This window comes from Neisseria flavescens, assembly GCF_005221285.1.
GTDB lineage: Bacteria > Pseudomonadota > Gammaproteobacteria > Burkholderiales > Neisseriaceae > Neisseria > Neisseria flavescens.
Window position 1 is genome coordinate 1122384 of sequence record NZ_CP039886.1, and the last position, 20799, is coordinate 1143182.

Annotated in this window: 22 protein-coding genes and 3 tRNA genes; 6 read left to right on the forward strand and 19 right to left on the reverse strand. The window is 49.2% G+C overall.

Annotated features, from left to right (window positions below; genetic code table 11):
• Positions 1-3: 3 nt before the first annotated feature.
• The 13 genes from ptsN to FAH67_RS05845 all read right to left on the reverse strand — a co-directional run bounded on the left by ptsN (position 4) and on the right by FAH67_RS05845 (position 10879).
• The gene (gene ptsN, locus FAH67_RS05785) at positions 4-453 is read right to left on the reverse strand and encodes a PTS IIA-like nitrogen regulatory protein PtsN (RefSeq protein ID WP_003680500.1); all 450 of its coding nucleotides are present in this window, start codon (positions 451-453) and stop codon (positions 4-6) included.
• Between the two features lie 269 nt (positions 454-722).
• Positions 723-1589: a 4-hydroxybenzoate octaprenyltransferase gene (gene ubiA, locus FAH67_RS05790; protein ID WP_370446679.1), complete on the reverse strand. Its 867-nt coding sequence runs from the start codon at positions 1587-1589 to the stop codon at positions 723-725.
• Positions 1590-1816: 227 nt separating this feature from the next.
• Entirely contained in the window at positions 1817-2311 is a 495-nt protein-coding gene (locus tag FAH67_RS05795; RefSeq protein WP_003680503.1) for a chorismate--pyruvate lyase family protein, read from the reverse strand.
• Positions 2301-2957, reverse strand: coding sequence for a dethiobiotin synthase (gene bioD, locus FAH67_RS05800; RefSeq protein ID WP_003680504.1), 657 nt, complete (start codon positions 2955-2957; stop codon positions 2301-2303). The genes FAH67_RS05795 and bioD overlap by 11 nt, the downstream gene beginning before the upstream one ends.
• A complete protein-coding gene (gene bioA / locus FAH67_RS05805; RefSeq protein WP_039863915.1) occupies positions 2954-4249 on the reverse strand; it encodes an adenosylmethionine--8-amino-7-oxononanoate transaminase in 1296 nt (431 codons plus the stop codon). The genes bioD and bioA overlap by 4 nt, the downstream gene beginning before the upstream one ends.
• A gap of 219 nt (positions 4250-4468) precedes the next feature.
• On the reverse strand, positions 4469-4969 hold the full coding sequence (locus FAH67_RS05810; protein WP_003680508.1) for a YfbM family protein: 501 nt from the start codon (positions 4967-4969) through the stop codon (positions 4469-4471).
• A 57-nt stretch (positions 4970-5026) separates the two neighbouring features.
• A complete protein-coding gene (gene trpB / locus FAH67_RS05815) occupies positions 5027-6229 on the reverse strand; it encodes a tryptophan synthase subunit beta (RefSeq protein ID WP_003680509.1) in 1203 nt (400 codons plus the stop codon).
• A gap of 112 nt (positions 6230-6341) precedes the next feature.
• Positions 6342-6752, reverse strand: a complete 411-nt coding sequence (locus FAH67_RS05820; protein ID WP_003680510.1) for a hypothetical protein — start codon at positions 6750-6752, stop codon at positions 6342-6344.
• A gap of 4 nt (positions 6753-6756) precedes the next feature.
• Entirely contained in the window at positions 6757-7359 is a 603-nt protein-coding gene (locus tag FAH67_RS05825) for a DNA glycosylase (protein ID WP_039863932.1), read from the reverse strand.
• A gap of 36 nt (positions 7360-7395) precedes the next feature.
• Positions 7396-8016 (reverse strand): phosphoribosylanthranilate isomerase, encoded by a 621-nt coding sequence (locus FAH67_RS05830; protein ID WP_003680512.1) that lies wholly within the window; start codon positions 8014-8016, stop codon positions 7396-7398.
• A 304-nt stretch (positions 8017-8320) separates the two neighbouring features.
• Complete coding sequence (locus tag FAH67_RS05835; protein ID WP_003680515.1) at positions 8321-10546, reverse strand: DNA internalization-related competence protein ComEC/Rec2; 2226 nt, start codon at positions 10544-10546, stop codon at positions 8321-8323.
• Between the two features lie 169 nt (positions 10547-10715).
• Positions 10716-10790: transfer RNA gene (locus tag FAH67_RS05840), tRNA-Glu, on the reverse strand.
• Positions 10791-10802: 12 nt separating this feature from the next.
• A tRNA-Arg gene (locus FAH67_RS05845) sits at positions 10803-10879 on the reverse strand.
• A 115-nt stretch (positions 10880-10994) separates the two neighbouring features.
• Between FAH67_RS05845 and FAH67_RS05850 the strand changes: the two genes are divergently transcribed.
• Together FAH67_RS05850 and FAH67_RS05855 are read left to right on the forward strand one after the other, a co-directional pair.
• Positions 10995-12386 carry a 3'-5' exonuclease family protein gene (locus tag FAH67_RS05850; protein WP_003680517.1) on the forward strand — a complete coding sequence of 464 codons (1392 nt, stop codon included), beginning with the start codon at positions 10995-10997 and terminating at the stop codon, positions 12384-12386.
• 197 nt (positions 12387-12583) lie between these two features.
• Positions 12584-13375: a Cof-type HAD-IIB family hydrolase gene (locus tag FAH67_RS05855; RefSeq protein ID WP_003680519.1), complete on the forward strand. Its 792-nt coding sequence runs from the start codon at positions 12584-12586 to the stop codon at positions 13373-13375.
• A gap of 73 nt (positions 13376-13448) precedes the next feature.
• On the opposite strand, the gene FAH67_RS05860 is transcribed toward FAH67_RS05855, so the two are convergent.
• The 4 genes from FAH67_RS05860 to FAH67_RS05875 form a co-directional block, all read right to left on the reverse strand.
• Positions 13449-13655 (reverse strand): DUF2788 domain-containing protein, encoded by a 207-nt coding sequence (locus FAH67_RS05860; protein WP_003680520.1) that lies wholly within the window; start codon positions 13653-13655, stop codon positions 13449-13451.
• Between the two features lie 86 nt (positions 13656-13741).
• A complete protein-coding gene (gene metZ / locus FAH67_RS05865) occupies positions 13742-14911 on the reverse strand; it encodes an O-succinylhomoserine sulfhydrylase (RefSeq protein WP_003680521.1) in 1170 nt (389 codons plus the stop codon).
• A 115-nt stretch (positions 14912-15026) separates the two neighbouring features.
• On the reverse strand, positions 15027-15587 hold the full coding sequence (locus tag FAH67_RS05870; RefSeq protein WP_003680524.1) for a DUF3465 domain-containing protein: 561 nt from the start codon (positions 15585-15587) through the stop codon (positions 15027-15029).
• A gap of 121 nt (positions 15588-15708) precedes the next feature.
• Positions 15709-16509 (reverse strand): hypothetical protein, encoded by an 801-nt coding sequence (locus FAH67_RS05875; RefSeq protein ID WP_039863918.1) that lies wholly within the window; start codon positions 16507-16509, stop codon positions 15709-15711.
• 161 nt (positions 16510-16670) lie between these two features.
• Here FAH67_RS05875 and FAH67_RS05880 point away from each other — a divergent pair, with 161 nt between their 5' ends.
• The 3 genes from FAH67_RS05880 to FAH67_RS05890 all read left to right on the forward strand — a co-directional run bounded on the left by FAH67_RS05880 (position 16671) and on the right by FAH67_RS05890 (position 18171).
• Positions 16671-16922 (forward strand): NGO1151 family protein, encoded by a 252-nt coding sequence (locus tag FAH67_RS05880; RefSeq protein WP_003680526.1) that lies wholly within the window; start codon positions 16671-16673, stop codon positions 16920-16922.
• Positions 16923-16998: 76 nt separating this feature from the next.
• Complete coding sequence (locus tag FAH67_RS05885; protein ID WP_003680527.1) at positions 16999-17802, forward strand: basic amino acid ABC transporter substrate-binding protein; 804 nt, start codon at positions 16999-17001, stop codon at positions 17800-17802.
• Positions 17803-17931: 129 nt separating this feature from the next.
• Entirely contained in the window at positions 17932-18171 is a 240-nt protein-coding gene (locus FAH67_RS05890) for a putative hemolysin (RefSeq protein ID WP_003680529.1), read from the forward strand.
• A gap of 65 nt (positions 18172-18236) precedes the next feature.
• Here FAH67_RS05890 and serS read toward each other — a convergent pair whose 3' ends face one another.
• Together serS and FAH67_RS05900 are read right to left on the reverse strand one after the other, a co-directional pair.
• A complete protein-coding gene (serS, locus tag FAH67_RS05895) occupies positions 18237-19532 on the reverse strand; it encodes a serine--tRNA ligase (protein ID WP_003680530.1) in 1296 nt (431 codons plus the stop codon).
• Between the two features lie 124 nt (positions 19533-19656).
• Positions 19657-19732: transfer RNA gene (locus tag FAH67_RS05900), tRNA-Glu, on the reverse strand.
• Positions 19733-19865: 133 nt separating this feature from the next.
• Between FAH67_RS05900 and FAH67_RS05905 the strand changes: the two genes are divergently transcribed.
• The gene (locus FAH67_RS05905; protein ID WP_003680532.1) at positions 19866-20765 is read left to right on the forward strand and encodes a recombination-associated protein RdgC; all 900 of its coding nucleotides are present in this window, start codon (positions 19866-19868) and stop codon (positions 20763-20765) included.
• The last annotated feature ends 34 nt before the right edge of the window (positions 20766-20799 follow it).

Consider the following 20799-nt stretch of genomic DNA (forward strand, 5'->3'; position numbering starts at 1 on the left):
AAATTACTCTTCGCTCAGGAGTGTGCGTACTTCTTCGGCAGAAGTCGCGGCCATCAACGCTTCACGGATGGCTTTTTGAGAGAATCTGCCGGCCAGTTTGGACAAGACTTCCAAATGTTCGCCGGTAGCGTTTTCAGGCACAAGCAGGATGAAAATCAGGGAAACGGGTTTGCCGTCGGGCGCATCAAAGGCAACCGGCTCTTTGGTGCGGATAAACGCACCGGTGGCTTTTTTCACGCATGCGTGACGGCCATGAGGAATCGCCACCCCCTGCCCCAAACCGGTCGAACCAAGTTTTTCACGGGCAAACAGGCAGTCAAACACGTTGGTATTCGGTAATTCTGCTTCATTCTCCAGCAGCTGGGCGGCCTCTTCAAACAGACGCTTTTTGCTGCTGACTTCCAAATCCAAAACGATATGGGACAAAGGTAAAATTTCGCCGATCAGGCTCATGTGTATCTCTTTTAAATGTCGCAAAACAATGGGATTGTACCGATTGTCGGTGCAAATCTCAATCCTGAAGGCGCAATTTACACTCGCCCTGCTAACATTTTCCATGTTGTTTTTGATATTTTTTAACGAGCTAAAAATAAGCCAACTATTTGTTTATATAGAATTTAAAGTAAAAATCCTATGACTGGACAAACCATGATTCAAATGAAAAGGGGTATGTCTGGCATACCCCTTTTCCCTTTCTTTTCAGACGGCCTCAACCTAGTTTTTTAAAACAGTTTGGAAACCAAAAACAACCAGAAATAATGGCAGACCAATCCGCAAAACCACGCCAAACCGATGCGGTTGTTGGCCAAAAACGTTTGGAAGCACAACTGGCGGTCGCGCGTACGGATGGCGGCATACTGCTGATACTGCCAATAAACGGTTACCGGCAATACCAGCCAATACGGCCAAGTTGCGCCGATTTTGATACCCAACACCGCCATCAATACGGTAAACCAAAAATGGCAAAGCATAGAGGCGGCAATATCGTGATGGCCAAATGTGATTGCCGAAGTTTTAATACCTATTTTCAAATCGTCTTCTTTATCCGCCATGGCATAAATCGTGTCGTAAGCCAGCGTCCATAAGGCATTGGCGGTAAACATCAGCCATGCTTCAGGAGGCACTCGGCCTTGTACGGCGGCAAAGGCCATGGGAATGCCGAACGAAAATGCCAGCCCCAAATAAAACTGCGGCAAAGGGAAAAAGCGTTTGGTAAAGGGATATGTGACGGCCAAGAACAAGGCCGGAAGGCTCATCAGCCAAGTAAAACGGTTGAGCGGCACCAAGCATAAAGCCGCCATCAGACACAGCATGACGGTCAAAAGCAGTGCTTCGGTTTTGGAAACCAAACCTTTGGCAAACGGGCGGTTTTTAGTGCGCTCTACTGCGCCGTCAAAATTGCGGTCGGCAAAGTCATTCACGACGCAACCTGCGCTGCGCATTAGAAATGTACCTGCGGTAAAGGCAATAAAAATATCCGCGGCGGGAACGCCTTTAGACGCAATCCACAATGCCCAATAAGTCGGCCACAGCAAAAGCAGTGTGCCAATGGGTTTGTCGACGCGCATCAGCTTGGCGTATATCACCATCCGTCCGACAGCGTAACGCGGTAGAAATTGTAGAAAAAAGCGCCTTATGTTCATTGATGTAATGTGTCGTTGTTTATGTGTCGATTCGGAAGGAATGGCTTTTTAGAGCCTTAGCTCTTATTATAATTTATTGCCGTCTGAAATCAAACAGATCTTAACAATTTAATTTATTGTATTATAACAGAATTATGACAAACATCGGTAATTGGTTTTATTTTCAGACGGCCTTAGCGGTATAAATCTATTAATTTCAATAAGAAATATTCTGTTAATTCCAATGTTTCGCCGTTCCAATCGAAATACGAACGGCGCGCGGTAACAGGCCGTCTGAAAGATGGATGGTCGGAATCTTCAAAACGAAGAAACTTAAAATCCGAACGTTTCAACGGCAATGTGCCGTCAAACAGGCGCTCGCCCAAAGGCTGCGTTCCGCAATCTAATAATTCTGCCCATAGACTGCTATCCGGCCGGCACGCGCTTCTGGCTTGTATCACTGTTTCGCCGTCCAGTTTGAGCAAAACATCGCGCACAAAGATTTCATCGCTATTGTCCGCCCCCTTCGTCAAACCCAAATACACAGGCTCGACTGAAAAATCCTTACCAGAAGCGCGTAAAGCGGCGGTTAGCGAAGAAACGGTCAGTAGATGTCCGGCCTTAGACGGCAAAAGACTTGAAGCTTCGGCATGTGAACAAAGCGTGCCACGCGGTATATCAAGCTCCATCTGACACCTCTGTCTTGGCCAATTCCTGCCATTTGGCTTCGGGAAACTCATCTTTCAGACGGCCTCTAAGATATTCCAAGGTATCTCCGGCAACGGTTTCATCTTTGCTGTCGTGAATATGGTTGAAAATCAGGCTGTGCAACTGGATGCCGTATTGTTTGAGCGTGGTGAAGCTGAGCAGAGTGTGGTTAATGCTGCCGAGCCGTCCGCTGGTAACGAGGATGACGGGATAACCTTGCTGACGGATATAATCAATGGTCAACAAATCTTCCGTCAGCGGCACCATCAAACCACCCGCGCCTTCGACCAACACGATTTCGTATTGTGCCGCCAATTCTTGCGTGGCGGTACGGATTTTCTCCAAGTCCAAATCCCTGCCGTCCAGTCGGGCAGCAAGGTGGGGCGAAGCCGGATAGCTGAAGATTTCGGGCATGGTCAGCCCTTGTTTGTCGGCTTCCTGCATGGGTATGCCCATAATTTTACGGTGGACGGCGATGTCGTCGGCGATGTCTTGGCAACCGGTTTGCACGGGCTTTTGCGTGATCACGCTTTTGCCCTGCTGCAACAATTGTTTTGCCAATACGCCGGTGGCGATGGTTTTGCCGATGTCCGTGTCTATGCCGCTGACGAAGTAAACGCCTTTCATTTGCTGTGTTCCTTCAAGATTTGCACGGTTTTGTCGGCAAGTTTGGTCAAAACGCCGTCTGAAATGATGTAAGGCGGCATCAGATACACCAACCTGCCGAACGGGCGCACCCAAATGCCCTGCGCCACGCAATCCGCTTGAAAACGCGCCATATCCACGCCTTTTTCCAACTCGATCACGCCGATGGCGCCCAAAACGCGTACGTCTTTCACGCCGCGAATGTCCCACGCGGCTTTCAGACGGCATTTTAAGATGCTTTCGATGCGGCGGATATTTGCCTGCCAATCTTGGGATAAAAGCAGCTTGACCGAAGCGCAGGCAACGGCGCACGCCAGCGGGTTCGCCATAAACGTCGGGCCGTGCATGAACACGCCCGCTTCGCCGCGCGAAATCGTTTCGGTGACTTTTTGCGAAGTAACCGCCGCCGCCAGCGTCATATAGCCGCCGCTCAAGCCCTTGCCGATACACATAATATCCGGCACGACCTCCGCGTGTTCGCAGGCAAACATCTTGCCCGTGCGCCCGAATCCGGTAGCGATTTCGTCAAAAATCAACACGATGTCAAATTCGTCGCACAAATCGCGCAATCCGCAAAGATACTGCGGATGATAAAAATACATGCCGCCCGCGCCCTGCACGACCGGCTCCAAAATAAAGGCGGCAATATCCGCATGATGCGCTTCAAACAAGGCGCGGACAGGTTGCAAATCCGCCTCGTCCCATTCATCGTCGAAACGGCTTTTCGGATTACCGACAAAATAACGCTGCGGCAATGCGCTGCCGAAAATATGGTGCATCCCCGTTTCCGGATCGCAGACGGACATCGCGTTCCAAGTATCGCCGTGATAGCCGCGCCGCACCGTCGCCATATTTTGTTTTGCACGCAAACCCCGCGCCTGCTGGTATTGCACCGCCATCTTCAGCGCGACTTCTACCGAAACCGAGCCTGAATCCGCATAAAAAATACGGTCCAGCCCCTGCGGCAAAATCCCGACCAACAACTTGCCCAGTTCTACCGCAGGCTCATGCGTCAAACCGCCGAACATCACGTGCGCCATTTGTTTCATCTGCGCTTCAACCGCCTGATTCAAAACAGGATGATTGTAACCGTGTATCGCACACCACCAAGACGACATCCCATCAATCAGCCGCGTGCCGTCCGCCAATTCGATATGCACGCCCTCCGCACGGCGCACCGGATAAACAGGCAACGGGTCGGTCATGGATGTATAGGGATGGAGCAGATGGGCGCGGTCGAAATCGAGCAGGGAGGAAGTGTGTTCGGAAAACATATTTTCTTACAGGGTCAATGCTAAATTCCGCTATTTTAACCCATTCTGATGATTAGATGAGAACCTGAAAGTCTCTATCGGATAAGGAAAAGGTCGTCTGAAAACCTGTTTTCGGCGAAGCGGTTAATATCCAGCGCATTATTACGCGGACAAATTTTCGGCAGCTAAAAAACAAGCCGTTTGAAAGGCGGACTTTCAAACGGCGTTATTTTCGGAGTATCAGGCGATATAGCTAATCACGGCATGACCTTTTCGTGCCTGTTCAGCATAGAATTTTTGCAACGCATGGAAGTATTGCAGCAACCATTCCAACGTTTCTTCATCATCCTCTTGCCATTCACATGGGTAAATGTCTTCCATTTCACTAGGTTGGTATCGACTGAGCAATTCATCATCACTCAACGCCGTAATTTCTTTCGCCAACTGTGCCACTTGCTCTGCCGTCAGATAAAACGCAGGAGACATACCCATATCGTATTCTTCGTCTATGGCTTCCGAACCCAAAGCAGCTTGACTCAACAAAACCTCATCGTCAGGTATACCCGTATCATCGCCGCCCAACATGAACGTGAGCGCACCCCATGTTTTGTCAGTATCCAAAAAATCGGGATTATTTTCGGCATCGTCGGGATAGGACAATTCATCCAAACGCGAACTGTCGGCAAGGCAGGCTTCCAAAAATTCGGAAGGAACACCATGCAACATAGTGAACATACTCATGGTTTTTTCCTTGTTTCGATAAACAAAATTCAGGCAACCCAAAGGCTACCTGAAACCTTACAACTCAATCCCCTTCAACTTCGCCACGGTATTAATGTCTTTATCGCCGCGACCGGAGAGGTTGACCAAAATCACTTGGTCTTTGCTCATTTTCGGTGCATTTTTCACTGCCCAGGCAACGGCATGGCTGGACTCCAACGCAGGAATAATGCCCTCGAAACGGCAGAGCAAGTCAAAGGCTTCAAGTGCTTCGTCGTCTTTCGCAACAGTGTATTCCACGCGGTTGATGTCGTTCAAATGGCTGTGTTCCGGGCCGATGCCTGGGTAGTCCAAGCCTGCGGAAACAGAGTGCGTACCCAAAACTTGACCGTTTTCGTCTTGCATCAAATAGCTGCGGAAACCGTGCAATACGCCGATAGGGGCTTTGCCGGTAATCGGTGCGGCGTGGTCGGGCGTATCTACACCCAAACCGCCTGCTTCTACACCGACCAGACGTACGTTTTCTTCTTCGATATAGGGGTAGAACAAACCGATGGCGTTCGATCCGCCGCCGACGCAGGCAACGGCGACGTCGGGCTGTCTGCCGATGACTTCCTGCATCTGCGCTTTAGCTTCATTACCGATCACGCATTGGAAATCGCGTACCATTTCCGGATACGGCGCAGGGCCTGCGGCAGTACCGATGATGTAGAACGTATCGTCCACACGAGCCACCCATTCACGCATGGCTTCGTTCATCGCGTCTTTCAGCGTGCGGCTGCCGCTGTCAACACTGACCACGTTCGCACCCAACAATTTCATACGGAACACGTTGGGCATTTGTCGTTGGATGTCGTCCGCGCCCATGTACACGTCGCAAGTCATACCGAAGCGGGCGGCGACGGTGGCACTCGCCACGCCGTGCTGACCCGCGCCGGTTTCGGCGATGACGCGTTTTTTGCCCATACGGCGGGCGAGCAATGCCTGACCGATGGTGTTGTTCACTTTGTGCGCGCCGGTGTGGTTCAAATCTTCACGCTTCAGCCAGATTTGCGCGCCGCCCAAATGCTCGGACAAGCGCGCGGCATGGTAAACAGGGCTGGGACGGCCGACATAGTGTTTCAAATCATGGCGGAACTCTTCCCAAAATGAAGGATCTTCTTTCGCTGCTTGATAGGCTTCTGCCAATTCTTGCAAAGCCGGAATCAGGGTTTCGGAAACGTATAGGCCGCCGTGTTCGCCGAAAAAGCCGTTCTCGTCGGGAGCGTGATAATTTTTCATAGGATTTTTCCTTGTTTGTTTTATGGTTTCAGACGGCCTGATTCAGTACAAGGCCGTCTGAAAGTAAAAATTGTCAGCAATTATAGCTGTTTTCCATTCATCTTGTCGGCAACTAATTGAATAATAATATCAGCAGACAAAATAGGAACAACAGCGTACAGCTCGATGTTGCAATCAATGCCGTACCCAACGGCGGCGCGATATATTTTTCTTCGTTTTTGTTTCTCAGGCATAGTTTCAATGCCAACATCCCCAGCCACAACGCCAGCAACCAACAACCCAGAAAGTTAAGCACAAGCAAAGCAATAATCAACTCATTGGTATTTATGGTATTTGTGTTCAAAAATATCCAATTAAGGCCGTTAACAGACATAATGACTGCAGATATTTGTATCACATACAAAAGCGTTCCGCCCAACAATACCTTGATATGCCATTGTTTGGCCTTCAGCCACACTGAGACGACATTAAAAAGCCACCACAAAGCCATAAACGTCATTAAAGAGATTTCATAACGGTCCATCACCCTACTCCTGAAAAACAGTCAATCCGGCCATTTCAAAAAAAGCCCGATACGCCGCCGCTTTTTTCGCCAAACTCAAAGGATAGGCACGCGAAGTCGAAGGCAGACGTGTCAGGGTCAACTCACGTCCAGCATAGGGGAACGGTACTGTTTCGCCGGCCTTCGGCATTTTCATGCCGCTGCCTTGAATCTCCAACAAAACTTCGGTTGCCTTGCCGCCGGTGGTGCAAAGATGGCAGCACTCGGGCATTTGCGCCAATACTGCTGCCAAATCGACAGTTTCTATCACTTTTAAAAACTTATCCGAAGCATTGCCATGTTCGCGTATTGCCTTTAATACGGTCGGACAGGATGCAATTCCCTTTTCACTCAAAAACGCTTTGATTTTATCGGCATCAAACGCTTTTTCGCCCTGCTTTTGAAAATGCACCGCATCGCCGAAAAACACCAGCCCATACACACGCCACATATCGTTTTGAAAATTCGGATAATGAAACTGCATCGCGTGTTTTTCTTCTTTAGGCGGGAACGTCCCCATCATCATGACCGTTGCCTGCGGCGGCAACAAAGCTGCGAAGGGGTGGGACTCAACGATTGGCTCTTGCATATCTGTATTCCGGTTGTTTTTCATTCAAACAAAATTTCAGACGGCCTTTACTGCCTGAATAAACGCTGCCATTTTCTCCCTGCTCTTAACCCCGCCGGAGATTTCCACGCCGCCGGACACATCCACCGCCGCCGCGCCACTGATTTTTACCGCTTCGGCAACGTTTTCCGCAGTCAATCCGCCGGCAAGTATCCACGGTTTGCCGATATTGCCGTGCAACATGGTCCAGTCGAAACTTTGTCCCGTACCGCCGTATTCGGTCGGATGATAAGCATCAAACAGCAAAGCGCGGGCATTCGGAAATTTAGCACAGGCCGTCTGAATATCGGCAGCGGACTGTACGCGCACGGCCTTCAAATACGGGCGGTCAAACCGACGGCAAAAATCATCGTCTTCATCGCCGTGGAACTGAATCACATCTATCGGCATCTGACGCAAAATCTCGCGGATGGTTTGCTCGTTTTCATTCACAAACAAGGCCACCACCGATACAAACGGCGGCAGATTTTTCACAACCGCCTGAGCCTGCTCAATACTCACCGCCCGTTTACTCTTGGCGTAAAACACCAGCCCGATAGCATCCGCGCCCAATTCGGCCGCAGCCAGCGCGTCTTCAGGTCGGGTAATACCACAAATTTTGGTGCGTATGGTGTTCATGGGGATTGCCTTTTTAAACAGATAGGTCGGATATTATATAAGTTTAAGGCCGTCTGAACATGAAATATCAGGTTCAGACGGCCTTAAACTTTAAAACAACCATCAGCCGATAATTACTAATAACTTTGTAATTATTACCCTCTTTTTAAACTGCCTATTTTTTCATCACGATTAATTTATTCTTTATTATCAAATATCAAACCAAACTATCCACAATTGGATTCACACAAAATTTGGATAATGCCCGTCAATAAAAAATATTAAGGCCGTCTGAAAAAGTCTTTCAGACGGCCTTTTATCCTTTTTACTCAAACGGTTTCTTCTGCCAATAAAACTTATCCTTTTTCAGACGGCCTTGAAATATATCGCCCTGCCCCAAAGCAAACACCAACGCGCCTGACAAATCCGTTCTCAACAAAGTAATGCCGTGCGCGCGGACACGATTCTGTACGGCAACGGTCGGATGTTTGTAGGCATTGGCATAGCCGCTGGATGCCACGGCATATTGTGGCGAAACCGTATGCAAAAAGCTGCCCGACGAAGCCGTGCTGCTGCCGTGATGTCCCAATACCAACACTTGGCTATACAGCGCATTGCCGTATTTCTCAATCAAACCGGCCTCGCCCTTTACGCTCAAATCACCGGTTATCAACAAGGCTTTGCCGTTTGCCACGACACGCAATACGCAGCTTTGGTCATTATCTTCCTTGCCGGAATTTTCAGACGGCCTGAGCAACTCGAAATCTACGCCGTCCCATTGCCATTTGTCTTCTTGGCAAAACTCCGCATTCGGATAAAACTCAGGTTGTCCGGCAAGCAATTTATCGGTACCGACAGCCGCTACACTTTGAAAACCGCCGTCATGGTCAATATCATGGTGCGACAAAATCAGGCTGTCCAAACGGCGCACACCCATAGCGTTCAAACTCGGCACAATACCTGTTTGCGCCACTTGCTCCGTTCCCGTATCAAACAAAAGATTGCGGTTACGCGTTTGTATCAACACCGACAAACCTTGCCCTGCATCCATCACCGTAACTCTTGCCACCCCCTCCTCCAGCTTGGCAGGACGGTAAAACACAAAACCCAATAAAACCAGACATGCCCAAGGTTTCAAGCCCATTCCTTTAGGCAACAATAACAGCAAAGCCGCCATCATCGCCAACACCAGCAAAGGCACAGGCGCCGCTGCGACGGCAAATTCAGGTGATACCGTAGCCAGCCATACCAAACCGCGTAAAGTATATTCCGCCAAAAATGCCGCTACCAACTGAACAAGTTCAAACGGGAAAACCGAACCCAGCAAAGCCAACGGTGTCAACACCCAAGAAAACCAAGGAATAGCCAGCGCATTAACCAACGGACTGAGCAAAGGTAACGAAGCAAACAGATAGCCAAGCAATACCACCGACAATACAGTTGCCGCCCATTGCCCCCGTACAGCCAAATGCCAGCCCGACTCTTTCAGACGGCCTGATGAAGCCCAAATCAAAGCAGCAACCAAACCGAAAGACAACCAAGTGCCCACACCCAATACAGCCAACGGATCCAACAACAAAACAACAGCCAAAGCCTGCCACCACGCCGTCCAGCCCGAGCCGCCACTGCCGCGCCACCATGCCCACGCAAACGCAGCCAACATCAACACACTGCGTTGCGTCGGTACGGAAAAACCGGCCAAAAGCGCATAAAGCAAAGCACCGGCAACACCTCCGCCCAATACCCACACACGCGGTTTCGTCGGAATCCATGGCAAATAACGGAAAATTCGCTTAATCAGCCAAGCAAACAATACCGCCACCATCGTCACATGCAAGCCCGAAATACTGACCAAGTGCGTCAGCCCCAAAGGCCGAAATGCCTGCCACAAAGGCGGCCGCAACGCCGATTGCTCGCCAATACTCAAAGCACGCATCAGCCCTATGCCGTCTGAAAACTCAGGATATTTGTCCCCTGTTCTCTGCCAACTCCGGCTTACCGCATCACGCATATTAGCCAAACCGAAACCGCCACCTTGCCGCACGAGTTTCCTGTCGCGCCCCAAAGTACCCATGCCATCGATACCATTGGCCAAAGCCCATGTTTCACGGTTCAAACCGCGCACATTCACTTCACCAATCACTGGCTTTACCCGCGCCGATACAGACCACCTGCTGCCCACCGCCCAATCACGCCGCTGATAATCCGACAACATCAAATCAAAAGCCTGCCCACGATCATCCCAAGCCCTTGCCGCAAACTGCACACGCCGACCATCATCACGCGGCATATCCGCCACTTCAACCGTCAAAACTTTAGCCGATGCCTCCCCCGCAGGCCATTGACCGGCCAACACCAGCCCGGTCCGCCACACCCCAAACGCCATGCCCATGCAGACGGCCAGCACCAACCAAGCCACAGCAAATCTTCGACACAACGCAAGCGCGCCAATGATCACAGACAACCAAACCCACCATGGCGGTACAAACGGCAACGCAAATGAAAGCACTACACCCACCACCCAAGCAGGCAACACAAACTGCCACGCCATGAACGTTTTCCCTTAAATTATGATTATTAGATATGTAATAATAAATGCTTTTAGTAGATTATGACAAACTCCTCCTTGCATTAGCAGATAAAAAGAGAGGTTCAAATCATTTCAAAACTGACAGACGCAAAAAAGCACAATCTGAAACAGATTGCGCTTTTTTATAAACTGGCACGCCCACGGGGAATCGAACCCCGGTTACCGCCGTGAAAGGGCGATGTCCTAACCGCTAGACGATGGGCGCGGAGATTTTCTGTGGCGCACCCGGAGCGATTCGAACGCCCGACCCTCTGGTTCGTAGCCAGATACTCTATCCAACTGAGCTACGGGTGCATCAAGAAAGATTTGAATTATAAAGAGAGGGCTATTTACTGTCAAGCGTTTTATTTGGAAAACTTGTAGACAGCGTGTAAAATGCGCATTTGCTATTGAATTTACAGAGAATAAAATGTCAGATTTCGCACGCTGGCCGCTCTTATCCGAAGCATTTTCCCGTTTGGGACGGCCTGTGGTCGTGGTAGATTTGGAGACGACCGGTGGAAATTTCTATCAAGACAGGATAACGGAAGTTGCCCTTGTTCGTTTTGAGCAAGGACGCGCCACACATTACGAGCAATTGGTCAATCCTTGCCGCAGCATACCCGAATTTGTTGCCAGACTGACCGGGATTCATGATGAAACGGTGAAAAACGCACCTGTCTTTGCCGATATTGCAGCCGATTTGTTGCCGCTATTGCAAGGTGCTGTGGTTGTTGCCCACAACAGCCGCTTTGACTATACCTTCCTGCGTCACGAGTTTGCCCGTATCCATACTGACTTTGCCGCACCCTCGCTCTGTACGGTTCAACTGTCGCGCCGCCTCTATCCTGAGTTTTACAAACACAGTCTCGACAGCATTATCGAACGCACCGGCATTCAGACGGCCAACCGCCACCGCGCCATGACCGATGTTGCCGCATTGTGTGATTATCTCGAATTAAGTCTGGCAGAAAAAAATCATCAACAATGGGACGAACACGTCCGTGTATTGATGAATCCGAAAATGTTGCCCACTTGGCTGCCTGATTCGCTTGCCCAACAGCTCTATGCCCTGCCCGACAGTTACGGCGTATTGGTTTGGCTTGACCATTTCGGCAAAGCCCAAGCTATTGAAGCACACGAACGCGCATACAGTGAAACCGCCACCCTGCTGCACAGCAAAAAACTGCCGCCGCACATCAAAGCCGCAGCCTCCATCCGTTTTATTCCGGCAGTCGGACAGCTCCATACATTATGGCTCAAAGCCCAGACCATGCAAGAATACCAACTGATGCCGTCAGAAAAGTCCACATCGTTTTCTACCGTCCGCTTTATCGCTGACGAACACGGCAGCCTTCAAGCACGCATTGTCTTGTTAAACAGCGGCACCAGAAACTGGCGCCCTTACGGTTTGTTTGCCCACAAAAAAGCAGCCAAACGCGCTTTGACGCAATGGTCGCAAGAACACAAACTCTGTCCAGATTCACTCAATATTTTGCCGACCAGCTACGCAAAAGGCGAACCCTGCCCTGTCGAGGCCGTCGGAAAATGCAATGGCAACTGTCGCCAGCCAAACGGTATCAAACATCAAAACCAACGCATTACCGAGCTTGCCGCCCTACTCCCCGTAACCGATTGGGGCAAAGCGCACGAAATTGAAATTACCGAAACCGACCCCCTGACCGGAAACAGTATTACCCTGCTCTGCGCCGGCGGCGCGTTGGCATTGCCTGATGGAAGCTGGTATTTCGACAGCAGCCTGCCTCTCGTGATTAAAAACAAATTCAGGCAAGACAAAGAAAATATCCGTTTGATTGCTTAAAACAAGGCCGTCTGAAAACCAAATTTTCAGACGGCCTATTGTGAATAACTTTCCGCTTTATTCTCAAAACAAAAACTGCCTAAATTTTAATCAGAACTTATTTTTATAATAGCAATCAAATACTAAACCGATTTATACACAAGCTGTTCACACAATTTTCAATGAAAGCTGTGTATACCCAGCCCAACGAGTAAACCATGAACAACCCTGAAATCATCTTCTTTGACATCGACGACACCCTCTACCGCAAATACACGGATACCCTGCGTCCTTCGGTTGCCCAAGCCATGCGCGCATTGAAAGCCAAAGGCATTTTGACTGCCATTGCTACCGGCCGTCCGGAAATTGCCTTTCCCGCCAAAGTCAAAGCCTTGATTCAAGAATGCGGTATCGACATGCTCGTTACCATCAACGGCCAATATATTTCCTTTCGCGGCGAACCCCTGCAAAGTTACCCCTTGGACATTGCCGACATCGAAACCGCCATCAACCTGCTTGAACAACAAAAAATAGACTACGCATTCGTCAACAACCAAGAAATTGCCGTCTCGTCCAACTCTCCGCGCGTTGTCGAAGGCTTATCACATATCCTGCCCAACTTCCTGATGGATAAAGAATATTTCCGCAAACAACCTGTTTATCAAATGTTGGTCTTTGTGGACAAGGAAGAAGAAAAAATCCTGCAACCGCTGACCCGGCAACACGGCTTCAAATCCGTCCGCTGGCATGAATATGCTGTGGACCTGCTGCGTAAAGAAGGTTCAAAAGCACGGGGCATCGCCCACGCAGTGGAAAAACTGGGGATTGATATGAGCAAAGTGATGGCATTCGGCGACAGCTTCAACGACTTGGAAATGCTGTCAACCGTCGGCTTTGGTGTTGCCATGGGCAATGGCGAAGAAGCTGCCAAAGCTGCCGCACAATTCGTCTGCCCCAGCGTTGATGAAGACGGCGTATTGCGCGGCTTGCAAGAATTGGGCGTCATTTAAATTATCAAATTAAAAGGAAAAGGCCGTCTGAAAAAATGTTCAGACGGCCTTGTTCTATCTATAAACTTCCTGCTTACTTCGGCAATACCAAAAAGCTAATCAGCAACTCTTTAAATACGAATCCAAACACACCCAAGCCCAAAACCAAGAAGAGCATGGCAATGCCGAATTTGCCGGCTTTGGATTCTTTACCCAAGTTCCAAACGATAAAGCCCAAAAAGATAATCAGGCCGCTCAGTAGGATTTTCATTGCCCATGAGGCGAATTCTGCTTCAGTCATATTCTTTCCTTGTATGGTTCAGATGTGTGTCCGTAAATTTCAGACGGCCTTACCGCAACAGGCCGTCTGAAATATCTTTTTTGAACTTATTTGTTCAAGACTTGTTTCAAATCTTCAATCAAATCGTCAACGTATTCCAAGCCGACAGACAGGCGCACCAAGCCTGGGCGGATATTGGCGGCAAGTTTTTCTTCAGGCTGCATACGGCCGTGGGTCGTTGTCCACGGATGGGTGATGGTTGAGCGCACGTCGCCGAGGTTGGCAGTACGGGAAAAGAGTTCTACGCCATCCACGATTTTCCATGCAGTTTCTTGGTCTGCAACTTCAAAACCTATAACAATACCGCCGCCATTTTGCTGTTTGCGGATCAGTTCGGCTTGCGGATGGTCGGGCAATCCGGTGTAGTACACGGCTTGGACTTGTGGCTGCTCTTTCAACCATTGCGCAATTTTCAGTGCATTGTCGTATTGTTTTTCCATACGCAGTGACAGAGTTTCCACGCCGCTCAACAACTGCCATGCGTTAAACGGAGACATCGCCAAACCGCAAGAGTTGCAATACATGGCCACTTGCGTCATCAATTCTTCCGAACCGGCCAACACGCCGCCCATCACGCGGCCGTGACCGTCAATCGCTTTGGTTGCGGAAGACACGGAAATATCCGCACCGTATTTCAAAGGCTGCGAACCGGCTGGTGACAAGAGGCTGTTGTCCACCACCAAAAGCGCACCGATGCTGTGCGCCAGTTCGGCCAACGCTTCCAAGTCGGCAACTTCGCCCAAAGGATTGGACGGGGTTTCCAAAAACAGTAATTTGGTATTGTCTTTAACCGCGGCTTTCCACTCGTTCAAGTCGGTCGGCGACACATGGCTGACCTCGATGCCGAACTTAGTTACGATATTATTGATAAAACCGACAGTCGTACCAAACAGACTGCGGCTAGAAATAACATGATCGCCGGCTTGCAAGAAGGTAAAGAACGCAGCCTGAACCGCGGACATACCGGTCGAAGTAGCTACTGCGCGCTCTGCGCCTTCCAATGCGGCAATGCGTTTCTCAAAGGCGGCGATGGTCGGGTTGGCGGTACGGGTATAGGTAAAACCTTTGATTTTTTTGGAAAACAAATCGGAGGCGTGTTGGGCGTTGTCCCACATGAAACTGCTGGTGAGGAACAATGCCTGATTGTGTTCGCGGTATCCGGTTTGTTCTTTGCCACTACGGATGGCAAGCGTTTGAGGATGAAGTTTTTTGCTCATTTGTTTTTCAATCTACTGTATGTTGCGATGGGCGCAGTAAACAATGCGCCCGTTTAATTTGTTAACATTTTGCGCTTATTCCTGTCATCTTTCAAGCAGGAGGCCGTCTGAACGATTATTGATAAACCTGTCCGCCGTGCTTCAGCCAACCGTCTTCATGACGGCCTGCCGGATCATGATGCGTCCAATGGATAACGCCACCCTGCTCCGACCATTCATATTCACCGTAAAACGCGACTTTATCACCTTTTTTCAAGCCCTTGATTTTGTCGGCCAAATCGATATTATGCGCCACCAAAAGCGTTTGACCGCTGGAAAGTTTCAAGATAAAGCGTTGATGGCGCGTGCCTTTATTGTCATCCGGCAGGGTTTTCCATACCGTGCCCTCGCCTTCAACCTGAATATCGCTTTGCTCGTTTTCAAACGCCTGTTTCAAAACTGCTTCGGCTGATTCTTTGCCCGAACCGATTTGCTGCTGAGCCGTATCGGCATTCTTTTTGTCCGCATTATTTTGTTTTTGAACGGCTTCTATTTTCTGCTGATTCTGCGATTGTACCGGCTGCTTGTTTTGCATTTTGTTATAGGCAAATACGGCAACCAAAGCAATCAGCAATACAATGATTTTATTTTTATTCATAACAATCTCAAAAAAAATGCCCGATTCTGCATCGGGCATATCAACTATTTAGAAAGGATATTTATCACGAAAACGTGAGCCGCTATTATACACGCTTCGTAAAATTTTAAGGGAATTTTACGCCAAAGGCCGTCTGAAACTTTTCAGACGGCCCAGATACTCAACGGCGATATTTCATTTCAGTCTTCATATCGTCCAAAATACGTTTGACGTTGTGTTCCAACACATCCTCCACCAAGCCCGACGCCTGCTCGTTCAGCATTTGCTGCAACTGGTAAGTGAACAAGGCCATTTGTTTTTGCACGGCAATCCGAATCATGCCATTGACCGCATCGGCCACATGGGGGCGTAAACGCTTAATCAGACGCTCGGTCAAATCTTTTTCAGAAACGCAGAATACTTCCTGGCGGCCAATCACTTGCGGGTTCAATACATTGATATGGACATTGATGGCCGGTTCTTGTTCAAGGCCATCTGAAACCGCCTCTTCAGCCGCTTCCACATCATCATTTTCCGGTTTTTCAGTTTCTTCCACTTCAGGCACATCAAAATCTACTGCACCTGATTTCGGATTTAGCCTGACGGTACGCGTTGATTCGATATGACGCTCTGAAGCCGCGGCCTGCAATGCCGATTGCGCGCTCAACCAGTTGTCCTGCAAAACCACCATCGCATCGGTTTCCACTGCTTCGCCATCGTCGGCCAAAGCAGTATTGTGTTCCAACTGCCAACGGTACAAATACTCTTCCAGCACTTTTTCACGATTGCCCGCATCCAATTTATATTCTTTTTTAGGCGCGGTTTTGGGCGCAGCTTCGACAGCTTCGTCCGATTTTTTGACCAATGGCGCATGAGTCGGCGCGGTATTGAATTGTCGTACCTGACGCAATCTTTCCAGGCGTTTTTCCCAATTCAGGTCTTCTTCCTCGAAGGCTGTGGGGTCAAGACGGTTGTTTTCCATAATAATCTCGTTTTTCATTTTTATTGTGAACCGCATTCAAACCTAAAATCACTTGAAATACGGCCGATGGTTGGACATATCCGGCAAGCCGGCGCAAGCGTCACATTTTAATATTAATTCGCTATATAATCACTATTTTATTTAATACTCAAGGATACATCATGAGCAGCATCGAACAACGCCTCGAATATCTGGAAGAGGCCAACGACGCTTTGCGTATGCAAAACCACGTCCTCGCCACCGCACTCAAAGGCCTTATCCGCTCCCTGCCCTCCGACATGGCCAACGATGCCGTAGAATCCATCCAACTTGCCTTTGAAGACGCGTTGGCTGAATTGAGCTACGAAGACAGTCCGCACACCGACCTCTTCCATGACGTAACCTACGCATTTTTCCGAGAAAAAGACCACTGATTTCGGCTAGTATGTTCGCAAAATTATGCTAAACTAAGATTTTATCCGTTAACATTTTATTAAGAAAGCACATATCATGAACATGAAAAAATGGCTGGCCACTGCCCTCGCTTGCTCCGCCCTTGCCCTGACTGCCTGCGGCGGTCAAAGCAACAATGCCTCTACTCCTGCCGATAAAGTGTACCGTGTCGGCTCCAACGCCGAGTTTGCCCCATTTGAATCTTTGGATTCTGCCGGCAAAGTGGAAGGTTTTGACGTTGACCTGATGGACGCTATGGCTAAAGCCGGCAACTTCAAAGTCGAATTCAAACACCAGCCATGGGAAAGCCTCTTCCCTTCTCTGAACAACGGCGACGTGGACATCGTTATGTCCGGCGTAACCATCACTGACGACCGCAAACAAAGCATGCTCTTCAGCGATCCATACTTTGAAATCACCCAAGTTGTCCTCGTTCCAAAAGGCAAAAAAGTGGCCTCTTCCGAAGACCTGAAAAACATGGCCAAAGTCGGCGTTGTAACCGGCTACACCGGCGACTTCTCCGTTTCCAAACTCTTGGGCAACGACAATCCGAAAATCGCCCGCTTTGAAAGCGTTCCCCTGATTATCAAAGAATTGGAAAACGGCGGTCTGGATTCCGTAGTCAGCGACAGCGCGGTTATTGCCAACTATGTGAAAAACAACCCGACCAAAGGCTTGGATTTCATTTCCCTGCCTGACTTCACCATCGAAAACTACGGTATCGCTGCACGCAAAGGCGACGAAGCCACCATCAAAATGTTGAACGATGCGCTGAAAAAAGTACGCGAAAGTGGCGAATACGACAAAATTTACGCCAAATACTTTGCTAAAGAAGGTGAAAAAGCCGAAGCAGCCAAATAATCCGGTATGACTTCTTAAACTCAAGGCCGTCTGAAAACTTTTCAGACGGCCTTTAATTTGGTTAACTCAATTAAACGCAAGCACCCCCTATAATCCGCTTGTTTTTATCCTTCAAATAAACGATTCGCCATGATCAAACCCGTTATCCTCAGCCTCGCTGCCGCAACTGCTTTAGCTGCCTGCTCCGCTTCTGAAAAACAAGAATCTCCTAAGATCGGCATGGCCAATCCGGCCTCCGCATTCTGCGTCAAACAAGGCGGCAAATCCGAAATCAAAAAAGACAAAGACGGCAACGAATACGGCATGTGCCACTTGCCTAACGGTACCGTTGTTGAAGAATGGGAATATTTCCGTCAACACAATAAATAATTGCTCAATCATATAAAAGGCCGTCTGAACCCAAGTTTCAGACGGCCTTTCCTTTTAAGCAGCGATTATTTTACTTCCAATTTGGTCACGCCGCCCATATACGGTTGCAACGCGGCAGGAACATTAATGCTGCCGTCGGCATTTTGATGGTTTTCCAAAACCGCCACCAAAGTACGGCCGACAGCCAAGCCTGATCCATTCAAAGTATGTACCAAACGGTTTTTACCGTTTTCATCTTTGAAACGCGCTTTCATGCGGCGAGCTTGGAAATCTTCGCAGTTTGAACAGCTGGAAATTTCGCGGTAAGTATTTTGCGCAGGAACCCAAACTTCCAAGTCGTAGGTTTTGGTTGCACCGAAGCCCATATCGCCGGTACACAAAGTGATCACGCGGTATGGCAGTTCCAACGCTTTCAAAATATTTTCAGCATGGCCGACCATTTCTTCCAGCGCTTCGTATGATTTTTCCGGATGAACGATTTGCACCATTTCCACTTTGTCGAATTGGTGTTGGCGAATCAAACCGCGCACGTCTTTGCCGTATGCACCCGCTTCGGAGCGGAAACATGGGGAATGCGCAGTCAATTTCAATGGCAAATCACTGCCTGCCACGATGCTGTCGGCAACAGTATTGGTCAGCGTCACTTCTGCGGTCGGAATCAGATATTGCGTTTTCTTGCTCTCGTCGCCGCCGCGAGTAACGTGGAACAAATCTTCTGCAAATTTAGGCAGTTGGCCCGTACCTTGCAGGGTCAGATCGTCCACAATGTAAGGCGTGTAATGTTCGGTATAGCCGTGTTTCAGCGTATGCGTGTCCAGCATGAACTGAGCCAAAGCGCGATGCAGACGGGCGATTTGGCCTTTCATCACGGTAAAGCGCGCGCCAGACAGTTTCGCACCGCCTTCAAAATCCAAGCCCAAAGGCTCGCCCAAATCAACATGGTCTTTGATTTCAAAGTCAAATTCGCGCGGTGTGCCGACTTTGCGGACTTCGACGTTTTCAGTTTCATCTTTACCGGCAGGTACGCTTTCGTGCGGCAGGTTCGGAATGGTCAACAACCATGCGTCCAACTCTTTCTGAACGGCATCCAAGTCAGCGGCAGCCTGCTCCAAATCCACTTTGATTTGAGCAACCTGATCCATTGCAGCTTGAGCCTCTTCGTGTTTGCCCTGTCCTTTCAACGCGCCGATTTGTTTGGAAATACTGTTGCGCGAAGCCTGCAACTCTTCTGTTTTCACTTGAACGGCTTTGCGTTGCTCTTCCAAAGCGTTGAAACGCGCGGTATCAAACTCGTAACCGCGGGCGGCCAAACGTTCGGCAACTGCGGCGGTATTGCTGCGGAGCAATTGGATGTCTAACATTGTTTTCTCTCGTTAAGATTCAGAATGGCATTATTGTAAACTAATTTAAAGATATTTTCACAGCGACAGGCCGTCTGAAAACAAAAAACGCCCCTGCAAAAGCAAGAGCGTTTTTTAAGAATTTTGGCACGCCCACGGGGATTCGAACCCCGGTTGCCGCCGTGAAAGGGCAGTGTCCTAGGCCTCTAGACGATGGGCGCGTAACCGAAGCGCGAACTATACAGAAAGCCTTTTCTTCTGTCAACGCCTTTACTGCATTTTTAAAGATGCTGCCGATTTCCGTATGTTATTTTCCCTGTATAATGCCGGTTTTAATAAAAAGGAAAACTCGCCATGTGGTTTAAGCAAATCAGTTTTTATCCGCTCAACAAAGACAAGTTGCCCGAATTGGAAGTCCTTGCCGACAAATTGGTGCAATCCGAATTTGCCCATTGTCAGGGTTTGGACTGGTTTAGCGAAGGCTTTGCCACGCCGGTTTCCTTTTCGCCCGAGCTGGTTTTCCCTGCCGATTACACTTGGCGCGTTGCTTTGAAAAAAGAAGAAAAAGTCCTGCCTGCCGGCGTGATCCGCGATATTTTGGATGAAAAGGTTTTGGAAATCCAAAACAACGAAGCGCGCAATGTCGGCCGTAAGGAAAAACAAGAGCTGAAAGAACAGATTACTGACGACCTACTGCCCCGTGCCTTTACGCGCAGCAGCCGCACACAGGCGATTTTCGACACGCGCCATGGTTATCTTTTGGTCAACAATGCCGCATCTGCCAAAGCGGAAAATATCCTGACCAAACTGCGCGAAGCCTTAGGCGGTCTTGAAGCAGCCCTGCCCAACACCAAACAATCTCCCTCTTCCCTGATGACCAACTGGCTGCTGCAAGGTCACTGCGAAGGCGGTTTTGAATTGGACAGCGATTGCGAACTCAAAGGCGTAGGCGATGTTGTTCCGGTCGTCAAAGTTTCCAAACAAGACCTGACTGCCGATGAAGTGGTACAACACGTCAAAAACGGCAAAACCGTTACCCAGCTGGGCTTGGTATGGCGCGAACAAATTGCGTTCATCCTCACCCAAGACTTTACCCTCAAACGCATCCAGTATCTGGACGTTTTGCAAGAAGAAGCCGAAAGCAATGGCGACGATGCCGCCAGCCTCGCCTTTGCCTCGCAAATCCTGATGACCGAAGCCATCAGCACTATGTTGGAAGAACTGGTTTCTTATTTGGGCGGCTGGCAAGAATAATTTTTCAGACGGCCTTTTGATTGGGAAATATCAA